The following is a 23,195-nucleotide window of genomic DNA, read 5'->3' on the forward strand; positions in this document are numbered from 1 at the left end:
ACTAGCCTTCAATGGGAGTCAGCGCTGACGCCGAATATGGCTTCGTGGTCATGACGTTCTTAATGGCACTTGCTTTCCACGTCTCGTGGTCGAGAGCAGCGGGGGCAAGGGGAGGAACTGCAGTATGACTAATCTTTGAGTGGAACGGCCGTTCGTCATGCTCATTACTACTCATCAACTCTTCGTGTAGCTTCTCCCCCTCCCGCAATCCCGTGAAGACGATATCCACGCTTCGGCCAGACATGGAGATCATGCGCTTCGCTACCTCGAGAATCCGGACGGGAGTACCCATGTCGAGGATAAGAACTTCTCCAGGGCGTCCAATTGCCCCCGCTTGTATAACCAGTTGGCAGGCCTCAGGAATGGTCATAAAGTATCTGGTCACATCTGGATGTGTCACTGTCACTGGACCGCCAGACTCGATCTGCGCAATGAAGGTTGGCAGCATCGACCCTCGGCTTCCTATGACATTTCCAAATCGGACCGACAGGTACTCTCCGTCGAAGTCACGAGCCGCCCAGGCTGTCAGTCTTTCGGCAACTCTCTTCGAACGGCCTAATACGCTGGTCGGATTTGCCGCCTTGTCGGTGGAAATATTAATAAAGGTCTTCACACCAACCTGTCGAGCAGCCGTCAGAACATTGCGTGTACCTAAAACGTTTGTCTTCCAAGCCTCTTCTGGATACTGCTCTAGCATGGGCAGGTGTTTTAGAGCAGCGGCGTGAAAGACAACTTCCGGTTTACGCTTCTCGAATATACTTATCAATGCATCTGGATCTCTTATATCCGCCAATACGACATCATCGCTGTCAAGTAATCCGTGACCTGAGATACTCATCTGAACGCCGTGAAGGCCAGATTCATCCCTGTCGAGCATAATCAGCTCGCGGGGAGAAAATTTCGAAAGTTGGCGGCATAACTCAGAGCCAATAGATCCTCCTGCGCCCGTCACAAGAACCCGTCGATCTGAGATGTAGCTCGCAATTGAGTCGATTTCAGTGTCTACAGGGTGACGCCCGATGATGTCTTCGATTGCCACGTCACGGAGGTCACCCAGCTTCATCCCGCCGTCCAGAATTTCGGACAACAGGGGGAGCACGTACATCCGAAGGCCACTCCTATCCGCTTCGTCGGAAACCTCACGGATGAAGTCCGCATCAGCGCGCGCAATACATAGAACAATGGCGGTGGCTGCGGATTGTTCCACAATGCGATGCAATTCCCTCCTAGTTCCGAGTACGGGCACATTCGACAGCCGTAGCCGACGTTTGAGTGGATCATCATCAACAAGGCCTACAGGAACAAAGGGGGAATTAGGGTCACTTAACATGCGCCTAACGAGGTAAGCACCCATCTTTCCAGCGCCAAAAATCAGAGCACGTTCAGCAGATTCACGTGGCCTAACTTTCCGCTCCGCGACTAGCCTTTGCAGATATCTACTTCCACCCATCAATACGAAAGCAACCGGAAGTGCTACAACAGACGTACTGCGAGGCAGCCCTTGCGGATCCAGCCAAAAAAAGTTAATCAAGAACAATGCAGCGGCAACGATAAGCAATGTAGCCAAAAGAGTCTGAGCCTCATGAAACGCTGCATGCTGGTGACGACCGCGGTATAGGGCCAACAGCCATCCCACAATCGCCTGAAGCGCTATGGCCGCTATAGTAAGCGCGCCCAAGGACCACCAGTTCACCTGGCTCGCAACAAAGTCAAACCTAAAAAGCACCGCGAACGTCAGGGCAATTAGCCATGCTTCGGCATCAACTGCGTACTGAAGCAGTCGAGAAGCCCACCTTTCAGCGCGATCGCCAGTAGATTGAACAGGCGCGGCTTTCCCTACTGTTCCCATACAAAAATTCCCCCACATTCATGACTGCCAAGTCCACCCAGACATTGACCAGATAGAGCATGCCACCAAGCCCATCATCGACGATACGAGTTGGGCGGCCGTCTAAGTGGCTGTCAAGCGTCGAGACTCATACGCCCTGGGCGACATGCTCAACCATTAAAGCACTTTGTGGTTCCTCTCCGAGATCGGCGAGGAACAATTTGACGGCCTGGCAGTCCGCAGTCAGTGTAGTTTCGGTCCCAGATTCAGGACTTCGTGCTCGGGAAGCGTGCGCCGCGCCTTCGCAAGGAGCATGAAGACTGCAAGGACACAACCGGAGAATGACGCCAGGCCTCAACAGTAGTAATTGAGGCAGCAAGAGCAACTGCGGTTGATTAGCAACCTAATTAACCGTGGTTCGATGACCACGTCGGTCAGTACCAGTACCCGCCTTTCAGTACGACTGTGCCTAAAATCTGCTTCCTAACCCGCCGTTAGCGCTTGTGCCCGCAGGCTTCCCAAACAGCCCCCACCGTGCGGTGGTCCAGCGCTTGTACAAGTGCTGCTTCTCCTTCAGTCGAGCGTTAGAGGAGTTCCCTAGCGAGTAGGATGAGGGAAACCACCCCCGAACCAACTACCCACCTCCGAAGGGGTTCGATTTTGGAGCTTAAGGATTACTTGCGCATTTTGCGGCGCAACTGGATTACGGTTGTCGCCTGCGCGCTCATCGGCCTCTTGGGTGCCGGTTCGGCGTCTCTCCTTACGAGGCCGACGTATACGTCTGAAACTAAGCTGTTTGTCGCCCTGCAGAACTCTCAAACAGTCTCGGAGCTTCAGCAGGGAAACGTGTTCACACAGGCGCGCGTTCAGTCATATGTAGAAACCGTAAGCACCCCCACGGTGCTTCAACCTGTAATCGACAGCCTTGGTCTGGACGTAAGTCCGCAGGTCCTTGCCCGAAGCATAGTTGCTAATTCGGATCCAAATACGGTCCTAATAACCATTTCCGTATCCAATGAATCTCCAGTCCGGGCTGCGGCTATAGCTCAGGCTGTCGGCGGCAGCCTAGTTGATGCGGTTGACCAACTGGAGCGGCCTTCACGGGGTGGCGACTCCCCTGTAAGGCTCTCCATCGTTACGCCGGCCAGTGCCCCAACGTCACCTACGGCCCCGAACGTGCGTCTTTATCTTGTTGTGGGTTTGCTCGGAGGCTTAGGAATGGGCTTCGGATTTTCGGTGCTCCGTGCCCTACTCGATAGCAGGGTGAGGGGCGAAGCAGACTTACGCAGGGTTAGCGACGCCCCCGTTCTCGGAGGAGTAAGTTTCGACTCCGACGCAGCAAAAAAGCCGCTGCTCACACAAACAGCCCCACAGAGCCCAAGGGCTGAGTCTTTCCGACAGCTAAGGACTAATCTTCAATTTGCTAGGGTCAGCCACACATCCAAGGCAATTCTCATGACGTCGTCCCTTCCTGGCGAGGGAAAAAGCACAACCGCTACTAATCTCGCCATCGCCCTTGCTCAGGCAGGCCAGAAGGTGGCTCTTGTCGACGCCGACTTACGGCGGCCCATGATAGCCGATTACTTGGGCTTAGAACGAAATGCGGGTCTAACTACTGCCCTCATAGGAAGAGCGGAGGTAGATGACCTCCTGCAGCCGTGGGGAACGGATCAGCTCTATGTATTGACGGCTGGGCAGATACCTCCTAACCCCAGTGAGCTGCTTGGCTCAGAAGCAATGCAAAGCCTAATAGCTCGGCTCGAAGCAAGATTCGACGCGGTTATTATCGATGCCCCGCCGCTCCTCCCAGTCACTGATGCAGCCGTATTGGCGCAGCAAGTTGGTGGCGTAGTTCTAGTTGTAGGTGCCGAGAAGGTTCGCCTGACAGACCTTCAAAAGTCGCTGGCAGCGCTAGATATGGTTGAGGCCGATGTGATGGGTGTGGTCCTTAATATGCTCCCGTCCAAGGGGCCAGATGCATACACTTACGGCTACTACAGCAGTGTCAATTCCCCGCAGACAAGAGCAAGGGACACAATGATGCCCGAGCAGTCCACACCAGCATCAACCGACTCCTATAGTGATCAAACCCTGCAATTCCACGACTCCTCGCTGCCCGCTAGATTGCGAACAAACAGGGATCGCAGTGCCCGATAGAAAGCCAAAAGCATCGGTCACAGCGGTACCAACCCGCGATGATACAAAAGGACCTAGCAAATCAGCTCGCTTGCGCAAGCATCGTTGGAGCGTTAAGGCTCGACTCTTCGTCTTTGCAGGAATTTTGCTTGCCGCGGGAGGAGCGGGAAGCATTTGGCTTACCTACAACGGGATGTTACTTCGATCGGAGTTGCTGACTGCCAGTTCGCTTATCCCGTCGTTCAGAACCCAGGTACTTCAGAAAGATTTCGTTTCAGCAGAGGCCACGCTCAACGACATCCGGGAACATGTAAAAGTTGCCGAGTCAGCAGCCACGGACCCCTTGTGGAAAGTTGCCACTGGTCTGCCATGGCTTGGACCGAACCTGTCCGCTGCTACCGAGATTGCGCTCTCAGCAGATGATGTGGTCGTAGGTGCTGCGGCCCCGCTCCTACGGGTGGCAGACTCACTCGACTGGGACGCGCTAACGCCGCGCAATGGAAAAATTGATGTTAGACCGCTAGCAGGAGCAGCACCGGATGTTGCCTCCGCCGCCCATACCGTACAACTCACCCATGCAAGACTATCCAGCATCGACGATGGCCAATTGCATGCCGAGGTGGCAGGTCCCCTTCGTCAGATGACTGACATTATGGCAGATCTGGGGCGGGGTCTGAAGGACGCGGCTAACGCCTCTGCACTACTCCCCCCGATGTTAGGAACTACAACAGACCCGCGAAATTACCTCGTGCTCATGCAGAATAGCGCCGAAGTCCGGGCAACCGGGGGACTCCCCGGCGCTCTCGCCGTGATTCGGGTTGAAGACGGAGCGCTGGAACTCACTGCCCAAGTTAGCGGTGCAGCCTTGGGTCGCTTTGTGCCGCCCGTAGAAGTCGATGCTAGTCAATCTGACATTTACAGCAGCAGACTTGGGGCCTACATAAGTGACGTTAACTTAACCCCCGACTTTCCTACGGCGGCGCTAACCGCGAAGTCGATGTGGGAGGATCGTTATGGAACGGTAATTGACGGTGTCATAGCTCTAGATCCAGTCGTCCTGGCTTACTTTCTGGCAGCGTCTGGTCCCGTCTCGGTTCCTCAAGTGGTGGCGCTCCCGGGCCAGGAAGGGTTACCCTCAACTCTTACTGCCGACAATGTCGTCCCAACTTTGCTTTCGGACGTATACCGGCTAGTTGACAAGAACGAGCACCAAGATGCCTATTTTGCTAGTGTGTCCCGCGCGGTCTTTGACGGAATCTCTTCCGGAAGCATCTCTAGTCACGCGCTTGTCGACGCAGTAGTTAAGAGTACTGCCGAAAATCGACTTCGCGTTTGGAGTGCACGAAAAAATGAGCAAGAGATCCTGCAGGAAACAACTCTTGGGGGATCTATTTCCGGGCCGGCTGCTGGGAGTGCGTCATTTGGTGTTTATTTCAACGACGGTACCGGCGCCAAGATGGACTACTACGTTCGCCGCACGGTACAGCTTGAGCAGGCCTGTCCGGTCGACGGGTATTCGCAGTACAGGGTTAAGATCACTTTGACGAACACGGCTCCTTCCGATGCTGCAACAGTCCTGCCTACGGCAGTAACGGGTGGAGGTGGGTTCGGCACTGCGCCTGGGTCTGTCCAAACCAACGTGATGGCTTACGGCCCAACGCTGTCCCACGTGGACAGCGTCTCGCAGGACGGAACGAGAGTGAGTTTCGGGTCCCACATTCATAGCGGGCGGCCGCTCGGCATGGTGGCTGTGAAGCTCGGCCCCGGCGACAGCACCACCGTGGAGATGGTCTTTGTGAAGGTCGTGCAAGAGGGAGCTCCCTCCCTATCTGTGACTCCTACAGTTGAACCTGTCAAAGACGTGACACTGCCGACAAAAATTGCACAGTGCGCGGCATAGTACGAACCTTTGCTTAACACCAGCTAAACCTTCTTGATTAACATTGCTGGCAACGGCCAATGGATGGTACCTTCTCTGTTGGGATATATATCCGTAATTCTGCGCAGGTCTCGCGCAGCGGGGAAGTTTCCTCAAAACGGGTACATCAAAACTTAAACGTCTCCGGGGGGACAACAATGAAAAAATCACTAGCAGCACTCGCGCTTGCCGGTTCCATCGCCCTGATCGGTTCAGCGCCCGCCATGGCAGCCACCTACCCGCCTCTTCCGCCGCAGGCTGCAGTTTCTGACGGCGTCGTCGGCCCAGGTGAAACCTTCATCTTCCGTGGCCAGGGCTTCCTTGCCGGGGAATCACTCACAATTCGCGTCACGCCCGGTAACCCGCCAGCCGCCTCTGGCGCCAACATCGCTGGTGGCCGTGCGGTTGCCGCTCGGATCAGCGTTGTGACCGAAGCGCAGACGCTGAAGGCGACAGCCGATGCCAACGGTGCGTTTGCTGTTCCGGTGGCAATCAACGAACCGGGTACTTACCTTCTGACCGCAACCGGCGACACCTCCGGCATCACTGTTGGTCCCGTCACCGTTACCGTTGCAGCTACGCTCGCCAACACGGGTGGCGCTCCTTTGGCTAACACCGGCGGAACCCCTCTTGCCAACACCGGTACCGACGCCAGCCTGCTCCTCTGGGGTGCAGCAGGCGTAGGCGCTCTGGGTCTGGGCGCGGCGGGCGTCATTCTCGTCCGCCGTAACAAGTCGGAAGCTGCTGCCTAACCGCAACATCTCCTAGTACCAAAGAAGGTGGGGGTCTCCGGGAAGCCGGGAGCCCCACCTTCTGTCTTTTAACCGTAATGCCCGCCCCAGTGGCTGAGGCTGTGGTACTTATAAGAACTATGGGGAGACATTGGCGACGAGTACCACGGCAATACGACTTCTCCCTACCCCTCCCAAGTCCTCAGGTGCTCAGCTACGCTCTCCTGGTGCTGCTAGCGGTTGCCGCCCTTGGCGTCGCGGCGTTAGCCCTTCTACAGAGCGCCTGAGGGCTAAGTGAAGCTCCTCCACAACCACCGGCTGTGGCGTGTAGTCCTCGTAGCCATGATGGTTCCCTTGGCCCTCATCGCCTTCTGGCCCAGCCCGGTGGACGAACCGATCCAAGGCCTGCTGGCCCGCATCCTGAGATTCCTCCACCGCAACGGAATTCCGGACTGGTTCAGTTACAGGTTTGTAGAGGCTTCGGCCAACGTTGCGCTTTTTATCCCCATCGGATTCGTAAGTTCGCTTGCTTTTCCAAAAAAGGCTTGGTGGCGGATAGGCGCTTTTGGCCTGCTGATTTCCGGCTTTATCGAGCTGGGACAACTCCTGTTTCTTCACGACCGATTTGCAAGTCCTGGAGATCTTGTAACAAATGCGTCAGGGGCTGTCATCGGGGGGCTGTTGGCCATTGTGGCGCTTAAAAAAGTACAGGTCCGCCGCCTTTCGGCAACGGACCTGTAAATAGTAAGGAGCGTCAGTTAGTTGACGAAGCCCTTCATCCAGGTCTTCAGGTCCTCGCCGAACTCCACGCGCTCGGACGCCAGGGTGATGACTGCCTTGAGGTAGCTCAGCTTGTCGCCGGTGTCGAAACGACGGCCCTTGAAGACCACGCCGTACACGCCGGAGCCTTCGCCCCCGCCGGCTGCCAGGGTCTGCAGGGCATCCGTCAGCTGGATCTCGCCGCCGCGGCCGGGCTCCGTCTCCTCCAGGATGCCGAACACGGACGGGTGCAGCACGTAGCGGCCGATCAGGGCCAGGTTGGACGGCGCCTCCCCTGTGGCAGGTTTCTCCACCAGGCTGTTGACGCGGACGTAGTCCTCACCGTCCACCGGGGTGATGTCTGCGCAACCATAAGCGCTGATCTGGGACGGGTCCACCTCGATCAGGGCGATCACCGAGCCACCAGTCTTCTGCTGCACCTCCATCATGGTGGTGAGCAGGTCCTCGGCCTCATCGATGAGGTCGTCGCCCAGCAGGACGGCGAAGGGCTCATTGCCCACATGCTGTGCAGCGCACAGCACCGCGTGGCCCAAGCCCTTGGCCTCGCCCTGGCGGACATAGTGGATAGGACCGAGCTCGGACGCGTGCTCCACAGCGGCCAGGCGATCGGTGTCGCCCTTCCTCTCCAGTGCACGCTCCAGGCCCGGCTCGCGGTCAAAGTGGTCCTCGAGGGAGCGCTTGTTGCGCCCCGTGATCATCAGCAGGTCGGTGAGGCCGGACTTGACGGCTTCCTCCACCACATACTGGATGGCCGGACGGTCGACCACCGGCAACATTTCCTTCGGCATTGCCTTGGTGGCGGGCAGGAAGCGAGTTCCCAGTCCGGCAGCAGGAATGACGGCTTTGGTTATAGCTTTGCCCGTTGTCATATGTGAACCTTACAAATCGGCCATGGCGGATGGCAATTTCCTGCCGGTACATCTCGGCTCACGCACCGTGCGGCGGGCAGGGCTGGTTGTACACCCTACACGCTCCGCGCCGGGGGAAGAAGGATCTTCGGCACCTGGCTCTAGCCTTGGCGCGCCTTCATTCGCGGGTTTTTCTTATTGATGACGAAAGTACGGCCCCGGCGGCGGACGAGCTGCGCACCCGGAATTTTTTTCAGTGCCCGCAGCGAGTTTCTTACCTTCATGTTGTGCTCCTCAGTGGTGTTTCCGTTGGTTGGTTTAGGCCGAAAGGATCAGGGAACGAGGCGGTGCCGGATGCCATTTCCGTATCGGTTAGTTCGCATGCCTTCAGTAGTGCGCCGATTTCTGCGGCGTCGAGGTCGTCGCCGGTGATGGCCAGGACGGTTCCCCGGTCGCCGAACTCCGGATGCCACCCCAACGCGGCGTCGCGGGATTCAGCCGCCGACACACCGGGCAGGGAGGTTCGCCCGGCCTGCCAGGGGCCCGTGTTTTCCAGCCAGATGCGTGGTCCGACGCCCTGGACGGAGATCCGGCAGGCCGGTGCTGACGCCACCCAGATCCGCCCCCGCAACCAGCAGCACCCCTGGGCGAGGGCTGCCAGGGCATGCCGGAAACGTTCCGGGTGCAGGGGACGCTCAACCCGCTGCACCACCGTGGTGAAAGGTGCAGACGAGGCAACAGGGACACGTACCGAGCCGGGTACGGTCCGGGCTAATGCGTCCGCCAGGTCATGCCTGCCGAGCCGGATGTCGCCGCTGGATTCGGTAACTTCAGCGTGCGGCGCCAACTCTTTGATGAGCTGGACACCGCGGGCGCGCTCATAGGCATCCACCGGCACCAGGGCTGGATCGGCCAGCACCACCGAATCGTTGAACAACAGCTCCCCCATCAGGAACTCCCCCGGGGTACGGTCATCCTCGGGGACGGGAGTAAAACCGGATTCGAACAGCGTGTGGTGGTCCCAGATCTGGTCCTCCACTGCGTCAGGTGCGCAGGCCAGCACCACTGAATCAATGACCAGGGAATCCCCAAGACCTTTCCGGAGGGCCTGCACCGCGGTTTGTGAGGCCACTGCCGGAGGCAATCCCAGAATGATGCGCGGACCTGCCCTCAGCAGCCGGGCCACAGCGGGCACGACGTCCAGCCGCACGGTGCAGCTAAGGCAGCCGTGCTCCAGCGTGGATTCCTCCCGCTCAAAACACCGGCCATCCTGATAAACCCGGCGGACGACCACGCCGTCCTCCAGCAGGTCATGAAGGACGACAAGCGCGCCGGGCGACCCCGCCGCCAGTGCGGCGCACGCCTGTTGGCGGCTAAGGATGTCAAGGGAGCTCACAACAGTCACATGCATAGCCGAAAGCATACATGAGAAAGATTCTCATTATCAACAGCTCGATGCCGCACTCCGGCCCATCAGCCCCCTGAGCCGGTCCAGACCTCGGAGCAAGGCCTTCATAATTGACACTGATTCTCATTTGCATGAGAATCGCTGTCATGAAATCCCGTACACGGCTTGTTCTTGCCATGCCCCTTTTGTCCGCTCTTTCACTGACAGCCTGCGCTTCCGGCGCCGGGGAGGCTTCCCCCTCGGGCACGTCCGGGGCTGGGGCTGGGGCTGCGCCCCTGAAGGTCATGGCGTCCTTCTACCCCCTGCAGTACGTGACGGAGCAGGTGGGAGGGGACAAGGTGGAGGTTGAATCACTTACCCCTCCGGGGACCGAGCCCCATGACCTTGAGCTCTCCCCGGCAGCCGTGGCGTCCCTGGAAAACGCCGCCGCCGTGGTGTACCTGTCCGGGTTCCAGCCCGCTGTGGACGAAGCCATCAAGCAGGCGTCCCCCGCCCGCGCCCTGGACGTCTCGGAGGAAGCAACCCTGCCCGCCGGACACTCCGAACATGACCACGGCACGGAAACACACACCGAGGCCGCCGCCGAGGAAGAAGGGCACGCGGAGGAAACGGAAGCGGGCCACTCCGAGGAAGCGGAAGCCGGCCACGCCGAGGAAGGCCAGGACCTGCACTTCTGGCTGGATCCTGAGCGCCTGGCCCACACCGCCCACGCCGTCGCCGAGGAACTGGCCGAAGCCGACCCTGCGAACGCCGCCGCCTATGAGGCCAACGCCGAAGCCCTGTCCGGGAAATTGACGGCACTGGATGGGGACTTCAGCCAGGGCCTGAAGACCTGCAAGAGCCGGACAATCGTCGTCTCCCACGAGGCCTACGGCTACCTCACGGCCAAGTACGACCTGAACCAGGCCGGCATTTCCGGCCTGGCACCGGATACCGAACCGTCACCGGCACGGCTGGCCGAAATAGGCCAGGTGGTCAAGGATGAAGGGGTGAGCACCATCTTCACCGAAACCCTGGTCAACCCCAAGGTCGCCGAAACACTCGCCGCCGACCTGAACGTCAAGACCGCGGTCCTGGACCCGCTCGAAGGGCTGACCGACAACAGCTCCGACTACGAAAAAGTGATGCGCAGCAACCTCGAAGCCCTGCGCACCGCCCTGGACTGCGCCTAGACCGTGACCGCTGACCAGCCGCCGATCCGGACACGGCAACTGCATGTGTCCGTGGAAAGCGGGACCATCCTGCACGGCATCGACCTCACCGTCCCGGACGGCGAAGCCGTTGCACTGCTGGGAGCCAACGGGTCGGGCAAATCCACCCTGGTCAAAGCACTGATGGGCATCGTCCCGGTGACCTCCGGCACCGCCGAGATCTACGGCGCGGATGTCACCGCAGCCCGCCGCACAGTTCCCTGGTCCCGGATCGGCTACGTCCCGCAGCGGCTGGGGCCAAGCTCCGGGGTCCCGGCAACCGCCGTCGAAGTGGTGGCCTCCGGGCTGCTGGACAACAGGCGGCTGCGGACCGGCCGCGCTGCCCGCCGGAAAGCACTGGAGGCGCTGGAGCAGGTGGGACTGCTCGAACGCGCCCATGACAGTGTCCAGGTGTTCTCCGGCGGCCAGCAGCAGCGGGTGCTGATCGCCCGCGCCCTGGTGCGGGAGCCGGATCTGATCATTCTCGATGAGCCGCTGGCGGGAATCGACCGGGCATCCAAGGAGGCCCTCGCCCGCACCCTGGAGCGGATGCGTGAAAGAGGCACCACCATCCTGGTGGTGCTTCACGAGCTGGGCGAACTGGCCGGCATGGTGGAGCGGGCCGTGGTGCTGCGCCGCGGACGGGTCATATTCGATGGCCCGCCGCCGGCCGCCGCACCGGGACACGACCACCCGGACCATGACCACGTACACGCCCACGGAGACCCTCCCCTGCCCGGACATACCGTCCCTGACCTGCGATCGGAGTGGTAGTGGCTTTCTTCGACGCTATGGCCACCATGCTTTCCAGCCCGCTGATGCAGCGCGGCCTCATGGTCGCCGTGCTTGTTGGCATCTCGGCGCCCGTCATGGGCACCTACCTGGTCCAGCGGCGCCTTGCCCTGCTTGGTGACGGAATCGGGCACGTGGCACTGACCGGCGTGGCCATGGGCTGGCTCGCCGGAAGCGCTGCAGGGCTCACCCCCCACGACCTGCTCGCCGTACCGGGGGCCGTCATCGCCGCCGTCATCGGGGCGGTGCTGATCGAGCTGGTGCGGGAAAAGGGCAAAACCAGCGGCGACGTGGCCCTTGCCCTGCTCTTCTACGGCGGCATCGCCGGCGGAGTGCTCCTCATCGGGATCGCCGGCGGTACCGCGGCCAACCTCACCGGCTACCTGTTCGGATCCATCTCCACCGTCACGGCCCTGGACGTCTGGCTCGCCGCCGGCCTGGCCGCACTCATCCTGGGCATCGGCCTGGGACTGCGGCCCGCCCTCTTCGCGCTGAGCCATGATGAGGAATTCGCCCGCGCCACCGGCCTTCCCGTCCGGGCACTGAACATCCTCATCGCGGTGCTGGCAGCCCTGACGGTTTCCGTGTCGATGCGGGTGGTGGGAGTCCTGCTCGTCTCGGCGCTGATGATCGTACCGGTCGCAATCGCCCAACTGACCGCCAAATCCTTCCGTGCCACGATGGGCACCGCCATGATCATCGGTGCCGCGGTCTGCGTCACCGGGCTGTCCATCACGTACTTCCACCGCCTGTCCCCCGGGGCCACCATCGTGGTCCTCGCCATCGGCGTCTACGCTGTTGTGGCCCTCGCCCGGCCCTTCCTTCCGCGGCCCAAGCATGCCACCGGCCCGCACCTGGACGCCGAGGACGACCTGCGGCTGCACGAGGCAGCCTAAGGTGGAGCGCCGGACCCGGCAGCGCTCTGCCCTTGATGAGCTGCTGGAGCGCACACCGGAGTTCCGCAGCGCCCAGCAGCTGCACGCGAAACTGCGCGAGAACGGCGAATCGGTGGCCCTGGCCACGGTTTACCGGCTTCTGCAGTCCATGGCCCGCGAAGGCGAAATCGACGTGCTGCGCAGCGAAGACAATGAAAACCGGTACCGCCGCTGCCAGCGCCAGGAACACCACCACCACCTGGTATGCCGGCAGTGTGGATACACCGTGGAAGTCACGGAGACCACCATCCAGCGCTGGGCTGACGCGACCGCCCGGGAACACGGCTTCACGGTGGTCTCACACGCCGTAGAACTCCTCGGTGTCTGCGCCGGCTGCGAGGACAGCAGCAAGGCGTAAGCGCCAAAGCACCGGCTCACTCCAGCTGCCGGAAGCCTGTAAACCCTGCACGCCCTCCCCTAAGTCCCCGCAGCGTTCTTGGGCAACGCATTCATGAGCATTTGGTAATGATAATCATTTGCAAGTAGCATGGCGCGTTGGAACTTGAACATTTGGCAATACAAAAAGGAGCGGACCATGCTTGGGCGCACGATGAGAATGGCCGGGGCGTCAGCGGCCGCGGTATTGATGATGGCCGGATGCGCTGCGGAAGGCTCGTCAAAAAACCAGGCCCCGCAGCAGCCATTGAAGGTGGTGGGGCAGTTCGAGCTTCACGGCCTTGACCCCTCAACCACAGGGGGGTTCTTCACCCGCCTGCAGGTGGTCGAAACCCTTGTGGACGCCGACAACCAAGGGGTACTGCAGCCAGGACTCGCCACCGGCTGGGAGGCCTCCCCGGATAATCGTTCCTGGCGTTTCACCCTCCGCGAGGGTGCCAGCTTCCACGACGGAACTGCCGTCACCGCAGAAGCCGTCGCCGCTGCGCTGGAAACCGCCCGGAGCAAGGCCGCAAGCCCCTTCTCCACCGTCCCGGTAAAGGCCGTAACGGCCGAGGGCGGCGCGGTCCGCGTGGACCTGACGCAGCCGTACGCCCCGCTGCCCGCCGTGCTGGCCCACACCAGCACACAGATTCTGGCCCCCAGCTCGTATGCGGCGGACCGGACGGTCACCGACGTGGTGGGCTCCGGCCCTTACAAGGTGACCCGCCTGGAGCAGCCGGGCACCATCGAACTGGCTGTCTCCGAGCAATGGCAGGATGAAAAGCCGCCCATCACCGAAGTCCACTACCAGGCAGTAGGCAGGTCCGAAAGCCGCGCACTGATGGCCGAAAGCGGCCAGGCCGACGTCACCTTCGGGATGGACCCCACCAGCCTGCAGCGGATCAAGCAGGCCGGCAAGCAGGACATCGAACAGGTAACCCTCCCCCGGACCATCCTGTTGAAGGTCAACGCGGGCCACGAGATCCTGGGTGACGTCCGGGTCCGCCAGGCCCTGAGCCTGGCCCTGGACCGCGAAGCGATGGCAACTGCCTTGCTCAGGGACCCCGAGATGGCCGCTACCCAGCTGTTCCCGCCGTCGCTGCCCGAATGGCACCAGGACAACGTCACGCCGCTGACCCACGACGTGGAGGAAGCCCGCAAGCTGCTCACCGAGGCGGGCTGGGTGCCGGGAAGTGACGGCACCCTGGAGCGCGAGGGCCGGAAATTCTCGATCAGCCTGCGCACCTTCCCGGACCGGCCCGAGTTGCCTCTCCTGGCCACCGCCATCCAGGCGAAACTCAAAGAACTGGGCGTTGCCGTTGACGTGAAGGTCGGCAACTCCAGCGAAATCGCCGCCGGCCACCAGGACGGTTCCCTGGAACTGGCACTGTTTTCCCGGAACTACGCACTCGTACCCGACGCACTGGTAACCCTCGCGGACGACTTCGCCCCCAACGGCGCGGACTACGGTTCCATGGGCTGGAACAATGCAGACCTCACCTCGACATTGAACACCATGGCCACGGGCGCCGGCACCGGCAGCCTGGAGGAGAACCGGCGGACGGTGACCGAAATTATGCACGCTGAACTGCCCGTGATCCCCGTCGCCTGGTACCGGCAAAGCGCCGTGGTGAGCAAGCGGGTTGACGGCCTGGTCCTTGATCCCCTGGAACGCTCCTGGCGGCTCACCGACCTCAGCTGGGCAAAGTAAAAGGGGAACGAAAGTCCGTGCAAACACCCACAGCGAGGCTGCAGGTCCCTTCCGGACCTGCAGCCCGCATCCTTCGCCAACGCACCGTGCAGGCAGCCGCCGTCGTCCTGCTGGTCTCCACCGCGTGCTTCGCCATCGTGCAGAACCTGCCCGGAGACATTGCTTTCCGCATCGCTGCCGGCCGCTACGGCTACGACCAGGTCACCGCAGCATCAGCGGACAGCGTCCGCGCTGAACTGGGACTGGACCGGCCTATCTGGCAGCAGCTCCTGGACTGGATCGCCGACCTGCTGACCTTCAACCTCGGAAACTCCCTGGTGACCGGGGCCGACGTCGCCGGGGAGCTGGCCTTCTATCTCTCCAGCAGCACCCAGCTTGCCGTGGCAGCGCTGGCCATCGCCTTCGTCACGGGTGCCACCGCCGGAGCCCTTGCCGCCGCCAGGCCCGGCGGAGCGATGGACCGGATCACCAACCTGTGGGTCTCCGGAGCACGTGCACTTCCGCCGTTCCTCCTCGGGCTGGTCCTGATCCTGGTTTTCTCCGTCCACCTTGGGGTGCTGCCGGCCGCAGGCCACGGTGAAGCAGGCAACATCGTGCTGCCGGCAGCCACCCTTGCCGTGGGCCTCTCCGGGCTCTTCGCCCGCGTCACCCGCGACACCGTGGTGCAGGTCAGGGAATCCGGGTACGTCCACTTCGCCCAAACCAAAGACCTCAGTGCCCGCCTGGTGTTCTTCCGGCACGTAATGCGGAATACCGGAGTGACCCTGATCGCCTATGTGGGGGTGCAGGTGCTGATCCTCATCGAAGGCGTCGTCATCGTCGAAAGCCTCTTCGCCTGGCCGGGCCTGGGACACGCACTGGTGCACGCGATTTTCTGGCGGGACATCCCCATGATCCAGGCCACCGCCGTGGCACTGGCCCTCCTCGTCGTCGCCCTTAACACGGCCGTTGACCTGGGCTCGGCCGCCATCGACCCCCGTCCCCGCCGCCGCGAGGTGGTCCTGTGATGACTCCCTCCACCCTCAGCAAGCGGCCGCAGCCGGCCAGTGCAGTTACCTCCGCACCGGTCCGGGACCGGACCGGCTGGCTTGCCGCTGCCTCCGGGGCCCAGCGTGCAGCGGCCGTGCTGCTGGCCGCGCTGGTGCTCTTTGCCCTGGCCGGCCCGTTGCTCTGGCCGGGCCACGCAGTCCAGGACCTGTCCCGGTTCCTGGAAGCCCCCAGCCTGGCCGAGCCACTGGGCCGGGACCACCTGGGCCGCAGCGTCATCGCGCGGCTCGCCCACGCCACCCGCCTGTCCTTGCTGATGGCCCTGCTGTGCGTCGGGACGGCGCTGCTGCTCGGAACACTGGCCGGCATCACAGCCGCCTGGCGGGGAGGATGGGCAGACACCGTCCTGCACGGACTCTCCGAAGCGTTCATCGCGCTTCCGGCGCTCCTGGTGGTCCTGATCTTCTCGGCCCTGGCCAACGGTGAGCTGTGGTCGCTGTACATCGGGCTGGCCCTGGCCCAGTGGGTGGAGTACTTCCGGATGATCCGGTCCCGCAGCGGCCTGGTGCTGGCCGGTCCGGCCGTTGAGGCAGCCGGCCTGCTCCAACTCGGACCCGTGCACATCGTGCGCCGGCACCTCTGGCCCGAGCTGCGGCCCCTGCTGACCACCATGGCAACCTTCGGCGTCGGATCCTCGATCCTGGCCCTGTCCACCCTCGGTTTCGTGGGCGTCGGAGTCCGGCCGCCCACACCGGAACTGGGGCAGATGATCACCGAAGCCTTCCCCTACTACCATGAGGCGCCCTGGATGTCCCTGGCACCTGTCCTGGTTCTCATCACCATCCTCACTGGGCTCCTGGGCCTGCGAAACAAGGAGTCCCGCCCGTGACGATGCGCCTGAAGAACCTTGCAGTAACCCACGGCCAGACAACCCTGGTTGAGGCCGACAGCCTGCACTTCACGCCCGGGCGTCCCGTGACCATCGTTGGCGAAAGCGGTTCGGGCAAGTCACTGCTCGCCCACGCGATCATGGGGACCCTCCCGGCAAACCTCACGGCGCAGGGAAGCCTCAGCATGGACGGGCAGGACTACGACCTGTCCGAGCCCGGCAACAGGCGCAAGCTCTGGGGCCCGGTCATGTCCCTGCTGCCGCAGGAACCCATGCTGGCCCTGGACCCGACAATGCGGACCAGGGAACAGGTGGCCGAAGCGGCGGCCACCTTCAGGACCGACAGGAAAAACGCCAGGAGTACCGCCGGGAGCCTGTTGGCGGCCCTGGGCCTGGCCCACGCGGCCGGCGCGTTCCCGCATACCCTCTCCGGCGGCATGGCCCAGCGGGTGGCTTTCGCCGCCGCCACCATCGGCGGAGCACAGGTCCTGATAGCGGACGAGCCCTCCAAAGGCCTGGACGAGCGTGCCCGGACGGAGTTGGCGGCACTGCTGAAACGGCATGTCACTGACGATGGCATCCTCCTGACCATCACCCACGACCTGGAACTGGCCCGTGAACTGGGCGGCGACGTCCTGGTGATGAAAAACGCCAACATCATCGAACAGGGGCCCGCCGGGCAAGTCCTCACCGAACCTGACCACCCCTACACCCGCCGCTTGCTCGCCGCGGAACCCTCGAACTGGCGCCACCCCTGGGCAACAGCACCAGCAGCGGCACCGGAGTCAACGGCTCCCGCCCTTATCCAAGGTGAAGGGCTCGCGAAGGCGTTCGGGAACCAACAGCTCTTCTCCGGCCTCGACGTGGCCATCCACCCCCGGGAACGGCTGGCACTGAGCGGGCCGAGCGGCAGCGGCAAAACTACCCTGGGAAACGTCCTGCTGCGCCTGCTGCCCCCCGATGCCGGGAGAGTCCAGCACTCCGAGGCACTCCAGGGAGGACGGCTGCAAAAGCTCTACCAGGACCCCGCCCTGGCCTTTCCATCCCGCGTGGCACTGAGCGATTCCTTCGGCGACCTCATCCGGCGCCACCGGCTGGACCCGGAACGCCTGGAAGAGCTCATGGCCTCGCTACGCCTCGCGCCGATGCTGTTGACCCGCACACCCGGGCAGGTCTCCGGCGGGGAACTGCAGCGCCTGGCGATCATCCGGTCGATGCTCCTGGAACCGGCCCTGGTCTTCGCCGACGAACCCACCTCGCGCCTTGACCTCATCACCCAGGAGGAAACCATGGCCTGCCTCATGGAACAGGTGGAACGCCAGGGCTGCGCCCTGGTACTCGTCACCCACGACAGCAGCCTGGCCGGCGCCGTGACCCACCGCAGCATCCCACTGGGAACAACAGAAGAGTCCGTGGAAAGGACCAAAGCCTTCGCCTAGGCAGCAGACGCGGCCGCGCACCGTTTCCCGTTGCTGGAGACGGTGCCCGGCCTGGGTTTGCGTGCCCGCAAGCAGAAGGGGTTATCCCTTGAACGCAGGCTCCCGTTTCTCCTGGAAAGCCCGGAAACCCTCGGCGTAATCGTCGGTCTTGCAGAGTCTTGCCTGTTCGGCGTTCTCCTCCTGCATGGCCTCCCACAGGCCCAGGCGCTGGTCGCGGATGTGCGCCACCAGCTCCTTGCTGGCGGTGAAGGCGCCGGTGGCGCCTGCGGCAACCCGTTCCACGATCCCCCGCGTCCTGTCCAGGAGTTCGTCCGCAGGCATGGCCCGGCTGAACAGCCCCTGTGCCACCGCTTCGGCGCCGCTCATCAGCTCGGCCGTGTAGATCAGGTCCAGGGTGCGGTGCATGCCCAGCCGCTCGGTGAAGTACCAGTGCCCGCCGGAGTCCAGCGTTGCCCCCAGCTTCGCGAACGGGGACCCGAACTTCGCGTTCTCCGCCACGTACACCACATCCGTGGCCAGCAGCAGGCCCAGCCCCACGCCCAGGCAGGCACCGTGTGCTGCGGCGAAGGAGGGTGCCGGGAACGCCGCCATCTTCTTCAGCAGCGGCTCCACCAGCCCGCCCAGGTACGCGGCGGCGTCGTCGCTCTCCGGCGTTACGTTCTGGATGTCCCGGCCCGCGCAGAAGGCGCGGCCCTCTCCCCTCAGCAGCAGCGCCCGCACCTCACCGCGTGAGGCGGCGGCAGCAGCGTCGTCGTACGCCTGTGCTAAATCCGCCAGCGCCTGCTCGTCCAGCGAGTTCAGCTTGTGCGGGGCGTTCAGGACCACCTCGGCAACACCGTTGCTGATGGAGAGGGAAATCATGGGGCTCCTTGGGGTTGAAAAGACTTAGACGTCGAAGTCGACGGTGACTTCCTTGCTGGTGGGGTGCGACTGGCAGGTCAGCACGTAGCCCTTGTCCAGCTCATCCTGCTCCAGCGCGTAGTTTTCGTCCATGGTCACGCTGCCGGTGACCAGCTTGGCCCGGCAGGTGCCGCACACTCCCCCGGCGCACGCGAACGGCACGTCCGGGCGGACCCGCAGCGCGGCGTTGAGGATGGACTCGCGGGCGTGCGTGGGGCTGGCCACCTCGCCCTGCAGGCCGTCCAGCTTGAACGTGATCTTGTACGTCTCCTTGGACTCGTCCACCACCACGGGACGGCCGGCGTTCCCCTCCGGCCGGTCCGGCTTGCCGCTCGTGAACAGCTCGAACCGGATGTTCTCCGGCTTCACGCCGCGCTCGGCAAGGGTGTCCCGGCACAGCTGCACCAGCTCGAACGGCCCGCACAGGAACCACTCGTCCACGTCATCCGCGTGGATGGCAGTGCCCAGCAGCTGCTGGAGCTTCCCGGCGTCGATCCTGCCGCTCAGCAGCGGCGCGATCCGCTGCTCGCGGGACAGCACGTGGTGGATGGCCAGCCGCTGCGGGTACTTGTCCTTCAGGTCCGCCAGCTCCTCCAGGAACATCACGTCCATGGCGGCCTTGTTGGCGTAGATCAGGTCGAACCGGGACTCCGGGTTGGCGGCCAGCAGCGTGCGGGCGATGGCGATCACCGGGGTGATGCCGGACCCGGCGGCGATGGCCACGAAGCTGGCTTCCCCGTTGGAGGCCACATCCCCCGCCAGCTCCTCCGGGTTGTTCATGGAGTTCATCCGGTTCTGCTCCACGGCTTTGCCGTCCCGGCCGTGCCTTGACACGAACGCGCCCATGGGGCTCATGACGTCCAGCGTGTCCCCCGCCTTCAGCTCCGAATTGGCCCAGGTGGAAAAGACACCGCCCAGGTCCTTCTTCACGGCAACCCGGATCTCGCTGCTGCCGTCCTCGAAGCTGCGCGGCTCGGCGCAGATGGAGTAGCTGCGGCGCACCTCGTGCAGCTCGCCGGTCTCATCCGGCAGCTTGGTGCGCAGGGCCACGTACTGGCCGGGCAGGTAGTCGAAGTGGCCGGCAAGCTCCGCCGGGACATGGAAGGAGACCTCGATAGCGTCCTCGGTGAGCCGGCGCACCTCCTTGACCGTGAGCGTGTGGAAGGACGGACGACGGCGGCCGGCGGCCTGCGCCTCTTCGGCGGCGGTCTGGCGGACAACAGGCATGGGGCTTCCTTACAGGACCTTGAAGTAGTCGAACGGTTCCTTGCAGTCCTGGCACACATACAGCGCCTTGCAGGACGTGGAACCGAACCGGGTGAGTTCCTTGGTGTTCAGGCTGCTGCACTGGGGGCATTTCACGGCCAGGCTCAGCCGGACGGGGCCTGCGTGGCGGGCGGCTCCTGCTTTGCCCGTCGGCGGCGCGATGCCGTACTCCTGCAGCTTCGCCTTTCCGGCTTCGGTCATCCAGTCCGTGGTCCAGGCCGGGGCGAGCACCAGGTCCACGTGGACGTCCTGGTAGCCCTCCTTGGCGAACGCGGCCTTGAGGTCGTCGCGGATGGCGTCCATGGCCGGGCAGCCCGAGTACGTGGGCGTGATGGTGACTGTCACTGTTCCGCCCTTCCCCACCTGCACGTTCCGGAGGATGCCGAGGTCCTCGATGGTGAGGACGGGGATTTCGGGGTCGCAGACGGTGGCGGCGATGTCCCACGCCGTCTGCCGCGGCGTCCGGGTCCGGGTTTCGAAGTCCGAGATGTACATGGCGGTCACCAGCTTGCTCCGGGGTACTCGCGGGCGAGGACCTGCATCTCCGCGAGGATGTAGCCCAGGTGCTCCGAGTGCCTGCCGTACCGGCCGCCGCCGGGGGCTGCCGGAACGTCCGGCACGTCCAGTTCCGCTTCGGCCAGGACCTCGCCGGTGAGCCGGTCGAAGTCCTCCCGCAGGCTGGAAGGCGCGACGGCGGCGCCCGCCCCGGCGAGGCGGCGCGTCAGGTCATCGTCCTGGAACAGTTCGTTGACGTACGGCCACATCAGGCGCAGGCCGTGGATCATCCTGGTGCGGGACTCCTCCGTGCCGCCGGCCAGGCGCAGGATCCACTGGGCGCTGTGATCCCGGTGGTAGTCCACTTCCTTCACGGCCTTGGCGGCAATGGCTGCCAGCGTGGCGTCCGTGGATCCGGTGAGGCGGCGGTACAGCTCGAACTGGTAGTAGCTCACGATGAACTGCCGCGCGATGGTCACCGCGAAGTCGCCGTTGGGCTGCTCGAACAGCTCGGCGGAGCGGAACTCATGCTCGCGGCGGAAGTAGGCCAGGTCATCCTCGGATTTATCCCAGGCGCCGCCGGCGTAGCTGAGGAAGCTCCGGGCGTGGCCCAGCTGGTCCAGGGCGATGTTGCCCAGCGCCACGTCCTCTTCCAGCTCGGGGGCGCGGGAGATCCAGTGGCCCAGGCGCTGGGCGAGGATCAGGGCATCGTCGCCCAGGCGCAGGGCATACTCGGCCACGTCCTCGCTCGGCCTGGTGATTCCGGTGCGGACCTCGAGGGCGATGTCCTCCGGGCGGAGGGCGTTGCCCGGGGTGATGCGGGTGGCACTGGCGTTGGAGTCGCCGCCGGCCACACCGTTGGAAATGTCGCCGTGGCCAGTTGTCTCTGGTGCATTGGTGTTCGTTGGGGGTGTGCTCACAGGTGCTTCACCCCTTCGCTCTTGGTGTAGTACGTGGCGTGCCGGTAGTCCTTGCCCTGCGGCGACTCGAAGAAGGATCCCTTGGAATCCGGGTCGCTGGCGGCGATGGCCTCGGCCGGGACAACCCAGATGGAGACGCCCTCGTTGCGGCGGGTGTAGAGGTCGCGGGCGTTGCGCAGGGCCATGGCGGCATCCGGTGCGTGCAGGGAGCCGGCGTGGACATGGCTGAGGCCGCGGCTGGACCGGACAAAGACCTCCCACAGGCCCCAGGCGCCGCGGTCTGTGTGGTCAGCCGCGGGCTGGTTGTCCGTGACCTGGGTTGTTGCGGCGGCCTTGGCCTCGTTGGCGGCTGCCTCCGGGGTGGGGGCGCCGGCCGGCACATGCTGCGCGCCGCGGATCACTTCACTGGCCGAACTTGCGGGAACTTCCGGGTTGCCGTGGGGACTCATGCTGCGTATTCCTTCGTCTTCTTTGACTGTTTTGCCCGCTGCTTGTCCGCATACGCGGACGCTGCCTCACGGACCCAGGCGCCGTCGTCGTGCGCTTCCCTCCGGCGCTCCAGGCGCTGGGCGTTGCAGGGGCCGCGGCCGGCCAGGACTTCCTGGAACTCGTGCCAGTCCAGCGGGCCGTGCTCCCACTTCTTCGTGTCCTCGTTGAAGCGGATCTGGTCATCCGGGAGCGTGAGGCCCAGGACCCTGACCTGCTCCACCATCATGCCCACGAAGCGGCTGCGGAGTTCGTCGTTGCTGAAGCGCTTGATGTTCCAGGCCATGGACTGCTTGGAGTTGGGCGAATCGTCGTCCGGCGGGCCGAACATCATCAGGGCCGGGGCATACCAGCGGTTCACGGCGTCCTGGGCCATCTGCTTCTGCGCGGGGGTGCCGTTGGCGAGTTCCAGGAGGATCTCGAAGCCCTGGCGCTGGTGGAAGGACTCCTCCTTGCAGATGCGCACCATGGCGCGGCCGTAGGGGCCGTAGGAGGCGCGGCAGAGCGGGACCTGGTTGCAGATGGCTGCGCCGTCCACCAGCCAGCCGATGGCGCCCATGTCCGCCCAGGTCAGCGCAGGGTAGTTGAAGATGCTTGAGTAGCGGGCCTTGCCGGCGATGAGGTCCGCCATCATCTTGTCGCGGCTCTGGCCCAGCGTCTCGGCGGCCGAGTAGAGGTACAGCCCGTGGCCGGCCTCGTCCTGGACCTTGGCCATGAGGATGGCCTTGCGCTTGAGGCTGGGGGCGCGGGAGATCCAGTTGGCTTCGGGCTGCATGCCGATGATCTCGGAGTGGGCATGCTGGGAGATCTGGCGCAGCAGGGTCTTGCGGTAGGCCGCCGGCATCCAGTCCTTGGGCTCGATGCGTGAGTCCTCGGCCATGACGCGGTCGAAGTTGGCCTGGGCTTCCGCCTCCAGTTCCTCCTGCCCGACTTGCTTACGGGGGGTTGGCTCGGCGGGCACTGACTGCAGGTTCTGCGCTGCCATGGTTGCTCCTATGCAATGACCTTCTGGGACGTGCGGAATTATTTACCGACCGTTCGTTCAGGATATGCGGAAGCGTTTGGGGGCGTCAAGCGCGTGGTGTGTTCCCCTCCCTCGGAAGGTGCGCGCCGCCGTCGTACCCTCCCTGCGTCTTGCCCCCTCCAGCTCCTCCCTCC

22 protein-coding genes and 1 pseudogene are annotated in these 23,195 nt (G+C 63.4%); 13 read left to right on the forward strand and 10 right to left on the reverse strand.

Going from position 1 to position 23,195, the window contains the following annotated elements; all coding sequences use genetic code 11:
* Position 1 precedes the first annotated feature (1 nt).
* Positions 2-1,849, reverse strand: a complete 1,848-nt coding sequence (locus NXY83_RS15575; protein WP_258803103.1) for a nucleoside-diphosphate sugar epimerase/dehydratase — start codon at positions 1,847-1,849, stop codon at positions 2-4.
* Between the two features lie 588 nt (positions 1,850-2,437).
* Here NXY83_RS15575 and NXY83_RS20925 point away from each other — a divergent pair.
* From NXY83_RS20925 to NXY83_RS15595, 5 genes and pseudogenes are all read left to right on the forward strand, one after another.
* Positions 2,438-2,695, forward strand: a pseudogene (locus NXY83_RS20925) (Wzz/FepE/Etk N-terminal domain-containing protein); the annotation flags it as partial.
* Positions 2,696-3,046: 351 nt separating this feature from the next.
* Positions 3,047-3,985: a CpsD/CapB family tyrosine-protein kinase gene (locus NXY83_RS20930; RefSeq protein ID WP_309484144.1), complete on the forward strand. Its 939-nt coding sequence runs from the start codon at positions 3,047-3,049 to the stop codon at positions 3,983-3,985.
* Positions 3,986-4,055: 70 nt separating this feature from the next.
* Positions 4,056-5,864: a DUF4012 domain-containing protein gene (locus NXY83_RS15585; protein WP_258803105.1), complete on the forward strand. Its 1,809-nt coding sequence runs from the start codon at positions 4,056-4,058 to the stop codon at positions 5,862-5,864.
* A 176-nt stretch (positions 5,865-6,040) separates the two neighbouring features.
* Entirely contained in the window at positions 6,041-6,634 is a 594-nt protein-coding gene (locus NXY83_RS15590) for an LPXTG cell wall anchor domain-containing protein (RefSeq protein WP_258803106.1), read from the forward strand.
* A 324-nt stretch (positions 6,635-6,958) separates the two neighbouring features.
* On the forward strand, positions 6,959-7,354 hold the full coding sequence (locus NXY83_RS15595) for a VanZ family protein (protein ID WP_258806265.1): 396 nt from the start codon (positions 6,959-6,961) through the stop codon (positions 7,352-7,354).
* A 17-nt stretch (positions 7,355-7,371) separates the two neighbouring features.
* On the opposite strand, the gene galU is transcribed toward NXY83_RS15595, so the two are convergent.
* The 3 genes from galU to NXY83_RS15610 form a co-directional block, all read right to left on the reverse strand.
* Positions 7,372-8,262, reverse strand: coding sequence for a UTP--glucose-1-phosphate uridylyltransferase GalU (gene galU, locus NXY83_RS15600; protein WP_258803107.1), 891 nt, complete (start codon positions 8,260-8,262; stop codon positions 7,372-7,374).
* A 140-nt stretch (positions 8,263-8,402) separates the two neighbouring features.
* The gene (gene ykgO, locus NXY83_RS15605; protein ID WP_258803108.1) at positions 8,403-8,525 is read right to left on the reverse strand and encodes a type B 50S ribosomal protein L36; all 123 of its coding nucleotides are present in this window, start codon (positions 8,523-8,525) and stop codon (positions 8,403-8,405) included.
* Positions 8,522-9,637 carry a GTP-binding protein gene (locus NXY83_RS15610; RefSeq protein ID WP_309484086.1) on the reverse strand — a complete coding sequence of 372 codons (1,116 nt, stop codon included), beginning with the start codon at positions 9,635-9,637 and terminating at the stop codon, positions 8,522-8,524. The genes ykgO and NXY83_RS15610 overlap by 4 nt, the downstream gene beginning before the upstream one ends.
* 158 nt (positions 9,638-9,795) lie before the next feature.
* Here NXY83_RS15610 and NXY83_RS15615 point away from each other — a divergent pair, with 158 nt between their 5' ends.
* The 8 genes from NXY83_RS15615 to NXY83_RS15650 all read left to right on the forward strand — a co-directional run bounded on the left by NXY83_RS15615 (position 9,796) and on the right by NXY83_RS15650 (position 17,970).
* Entirely contained in the window at positions 9,796-10,821 is a 1,026-nt protein-coding gene (locus NXY83_RS15615; protein WP_258803110.1) for a metal ABC transporter substrate-binding protein, read from the forward strand.
* A 3-nt stretch (positions 10,822-10,824) separates the two neighbouring features.
* Complete coding sequence (locus tag NXY83_RS15620) at positions 10,825-11,613, forward strand: metal ABC transporter ATP-binding protein (RefSeq protein ID WP_258803111.1); 789 nt, start codon at positions 10,825-10,827, stop codon at positions 11,611-11,613.
* Between the two features lie 17 nt (positions 11,614-11,630).
* Positions 11,631-12,527: a metal ABC transporter permease gene (locus tag NXY83_RS15625; RefSeq protein ID WP_258806267.1), complete on the forward strand. Its 897-nt coding sequence runs from the start codon at positions 11,631-11,633 to the stop codon at positions 12,525-12,527.
* Between the two features lies 1 nt (position 12,528).
* On the forward strand, positions 12,529-12,924 hold the full coding sequence (locus tag NXY83_RS15630) for a Fur family transcriptional regulator (RefSeq protein WP_258803112.1): 396 nt from the start codon (positions 12,529-12,531) through the stop codon (positions 12,922-12,924).
* A gap of 177 nt (positions 12,925-13,101) precedes the next feature.
* On the forward strand, positions 13,102-14,655 hold the full coding sequence (locus NXY83_RS15635; RefSeq protein WP_258803113.1) for an ABC transporter substrate-binding protein: 1,554 nt from the start codon (positions 13,102-13,104) through the stop codon (positions 14,653-14,655).
* Positions 14,656-14,672: 17 nt separating this feature from the next.
* Positions 14,673-15,662 carry an ABC transporter permease gene (locus NXY83_RS15640; protein WP_258803114.1) on the forward strand — a complete coding sequence of 330 codons (990 nt, stop codon included), beginning with the start codon at positions 14,673-14,675 and terminating at the stop codon, positions 15,660-15,662.
* Positions 15,662-16,531 carry an ABC transporter permease gene (locus tag NXY83_RS15645; protein ID WP_258803115.1) on the forward strand — a complete coding sequence of 290 codons (870 nt, stop codon included), beginning with the start codon at positions 15,662-15,664 and terminating at the stop codon, positions 16,529-16,531. The genes NXY83_RS15640 and NXY83_RS15645 overlap by 1 nt, the downstream gene beginning before the upstream one ends.
* Positions 16,532-16,533: 2 nt before the next feature.
* Positions 16,534-17,970 carry an ABC transporter ATP-binding protein gene (locus tag NXY83_RS15650; RefSeq protein WP_258806273.1) on the forward strand — a complete coding sequence of 479 codons (1,437 nt, stop codon included), beginning with the start codon at positions 16,534-16,536 and terminating at the stop codon, positions 17,968-17,970.
* Positions 17,971-18,051: 81 nt separating this feature from the next.
* Here the strand turns inward: NXY83_RS15650 and NXY83_RS15655 are convergent, their stop codons facing one another.
* The 6 genes from NXY83_RS15655 to paaA are packed head-to-tail and all read right to left on the reverse strand — an operon-like array spanning position 18,052 to position 23,022.
* On the reverse strand, positions 18,052-18,831 hold the full coding sequence (locus NXY83_RS15655; RefSeq protein ID WP_258803116.1) for an enoyl-CoA hydratase/isomerase family protein: 780 nt from the start codon (positions 18,829-18,831) through the stop codon (positions 18,052-18,054).
* A gap of 24 nt (positions 18,832-18,855) precedes the next feature.
* Entirely contained in the window at positions 18,856-20,097 is a 1,242-nt protein-coding gene (gene paaE, locus NXY83_RS15660) for a 1,2-phenylacetyl-CoA epoxidase subunit PaaE (RefSeq protein WP_258803118.1), read from the reverse strand.
* A 9-nt stretch (positions 20,098-20,106) separates the two neighbouring features.
* Complete coding sequence (gene paaD, locus NXY83_RS15665) at positions 20,107-20,631, reverse strand: 1,2-phenylacetyl-CoA epoxidase subunit PaaD (protein ID WP_258806275.1); 525 nt, start codon at positions 20,629-20,631, stop codon at positions 20,107-20,109.
* A 5-nt stretch (positions 20,632-20,636) separates the two neighbouring features.
* Positions 20,637-21,551 carry a 1,2-phenylacetyl-CoA epoxidase subunit PaaC gene (gene paaC, locus NXY83_RS15670; protein WP_258803119.1) on the reverse strand — a complete coding sequence of 305 codons (915 nt, stop codon included), beginning with the start codon at positions 21,549-21,551 and terminating at the stop codon, positions 20,637-20,639.
* Complete coding sequence (gene paaB / locus NXY83_RS15675; protein ID WP_258803120.1) at positions 21,548-22,000, reverse strand: 1,2-phenylacetyl-CoA epoxidase subunit PaaB; 453 nt, start codon at positions 21,998-22,000, stop codon at positions 21,548-21,550. The genes paaC and paaB overlap by 4 nt, the downstream gene beginning before the upstream one ends.
* The gene (paaA, locus tag NXY83_RS15680) at positions 21,997-23,022 is read right to left on the reverse strand and encodes a 1,2-phenylacetyl-CoA epoxidase subunit PaaA (protein WP_258803121.1); all 1,026 of its coding nucleotides are present in this window, start codon (positions 23,020-23,022) and stop codon (positions 21,997-21,999) included. The genes paaB and paaA overlap by 4 nt, the downstream gene beginning before the upstream one ends.
* Positions 23,023-23,195 lie beyond the last annotated feature (173 nt).

This window comes from Pseudarthrobacter sp. NS4 (assembly GCF_024758005.1).
In the GTDB taxonomy this organism is placed as follows: domain Bacteria; phylum Actinomycetota; class Actinomycetes; order Actinomycetales; family Micrococcaceae; genus Arthrobacter.

Bases quoted from the DNA above. Each gene is read 5' to 3' on its own strand.
- NXY83_RS15575 (WP_258803103.1), bottom strand. From the start codon at position 1,849: ATGGGAACAGTAGGGAAAGCCGCGCCTGTTCAATCTACTGGCGATCGC.
- NXY83_RS20930 (WP_309484144.1), top strand. From the start codon at position 3,047: ATGGGCTTCGGATTTTCGGTGCTCCGTGCCCTACTCGATAGCAGGGTG.
- NXY83_RS15590 (WP_258803106.1), top strand. From the start codon at position 6,041: ATGAAAAAATCACTAGCAGCACTCGCGCTTGCCGGTTCCATCGCCCTG.
- NXY83_RS15595 (WP_258806265.1), top strand. From the start codon at position 6,959: ATGGTTCCCTTGGCCCTCATCGCCTTCTGGCCCAGCCCGGTGGACGAA.
- galU (WP_258803107.1), bottom strand. From the start codon at position 8,262: ATGACAACGGGCAAAGCTATAACCAAAGCCGTCATTCCTGCTGCCGGA.
- ykgO (WP_258803108.1), bottom strand. From the start codon at position 8,525: ATGAAGGTAAGAAACTCGCTGCGGGCACTGAAAAAAATTCCGGGTGCG.
- NXY83_RS15615 (WP_258803110.1), top strand. From the start codon at position 9,796: ATGAAATCCCGTACACGGCTTGTTCTTGCCATGCCCCTTTTGTCCGCT.
- NXY83_RS15625 (WP_258806267.1), top strand. From the start codon at position 11,631: ATGGCCACCATGCTTTCCAGCCCGCTGATGCAGCGCGGCCTCATGGTC.
- NXY83_RS15635 (WP_258803113.1), top strand. From the start codon at position 13,102: ATGCTTGGGCGCACGATGAGAATGGCCGGGGCGTCAGCGGCCGCGGTA.
- NXY83_RS15645 (WP_258803115.1), top strand. From the start codon at position 15,662: ATGACTCCCTCCACCCTCAGCAAGCGGCCGCAGCCGGCCAGTGCAGTT.
- NXY83_RS15650 (WP_258806273.1), top strand. From the start codon at position 16,534: ATGCGCCTGAAGAACCTTGCAGTAACCCACGGCCAGACAACCCTGGTT.
- NXY83_RS15655 (WP_258803116.1), bottom strand. From the start codon at position 18,831: ATGATTTCCCTCTCCATCAGCAACGGTGTTGCCGAGGTGGTCCTGAAC.
- paaE (WP_258803118.1), bottom strand. From the start codon at position 20,097: ATGCCTGTTGTCCGCCAGACCGCCGCCGAAGAGGCGCAGGCCGCCGGC.
- paaD (WP_258806275.1), bottom strand. From the start codon at position 20,631: ATGTACATCTCGGACTTCGAAACCCGGACCCGGACGCCGCGGCAGACG.
- paaB (WP_258803120.1), bottom strand. From the start codon at position 22,000: ATGAGTCCCCACGGCAACCCGGAAGTTCCCGCAAGTTCGGCCAGTGAA.
- paaA (WP_258803121.1), bottom strand. From the start codon at position 23,022: ATGGCAGCGCAGAACCTGCAGTCAGTGCCCGCCGAGCCAACCCCCCGT.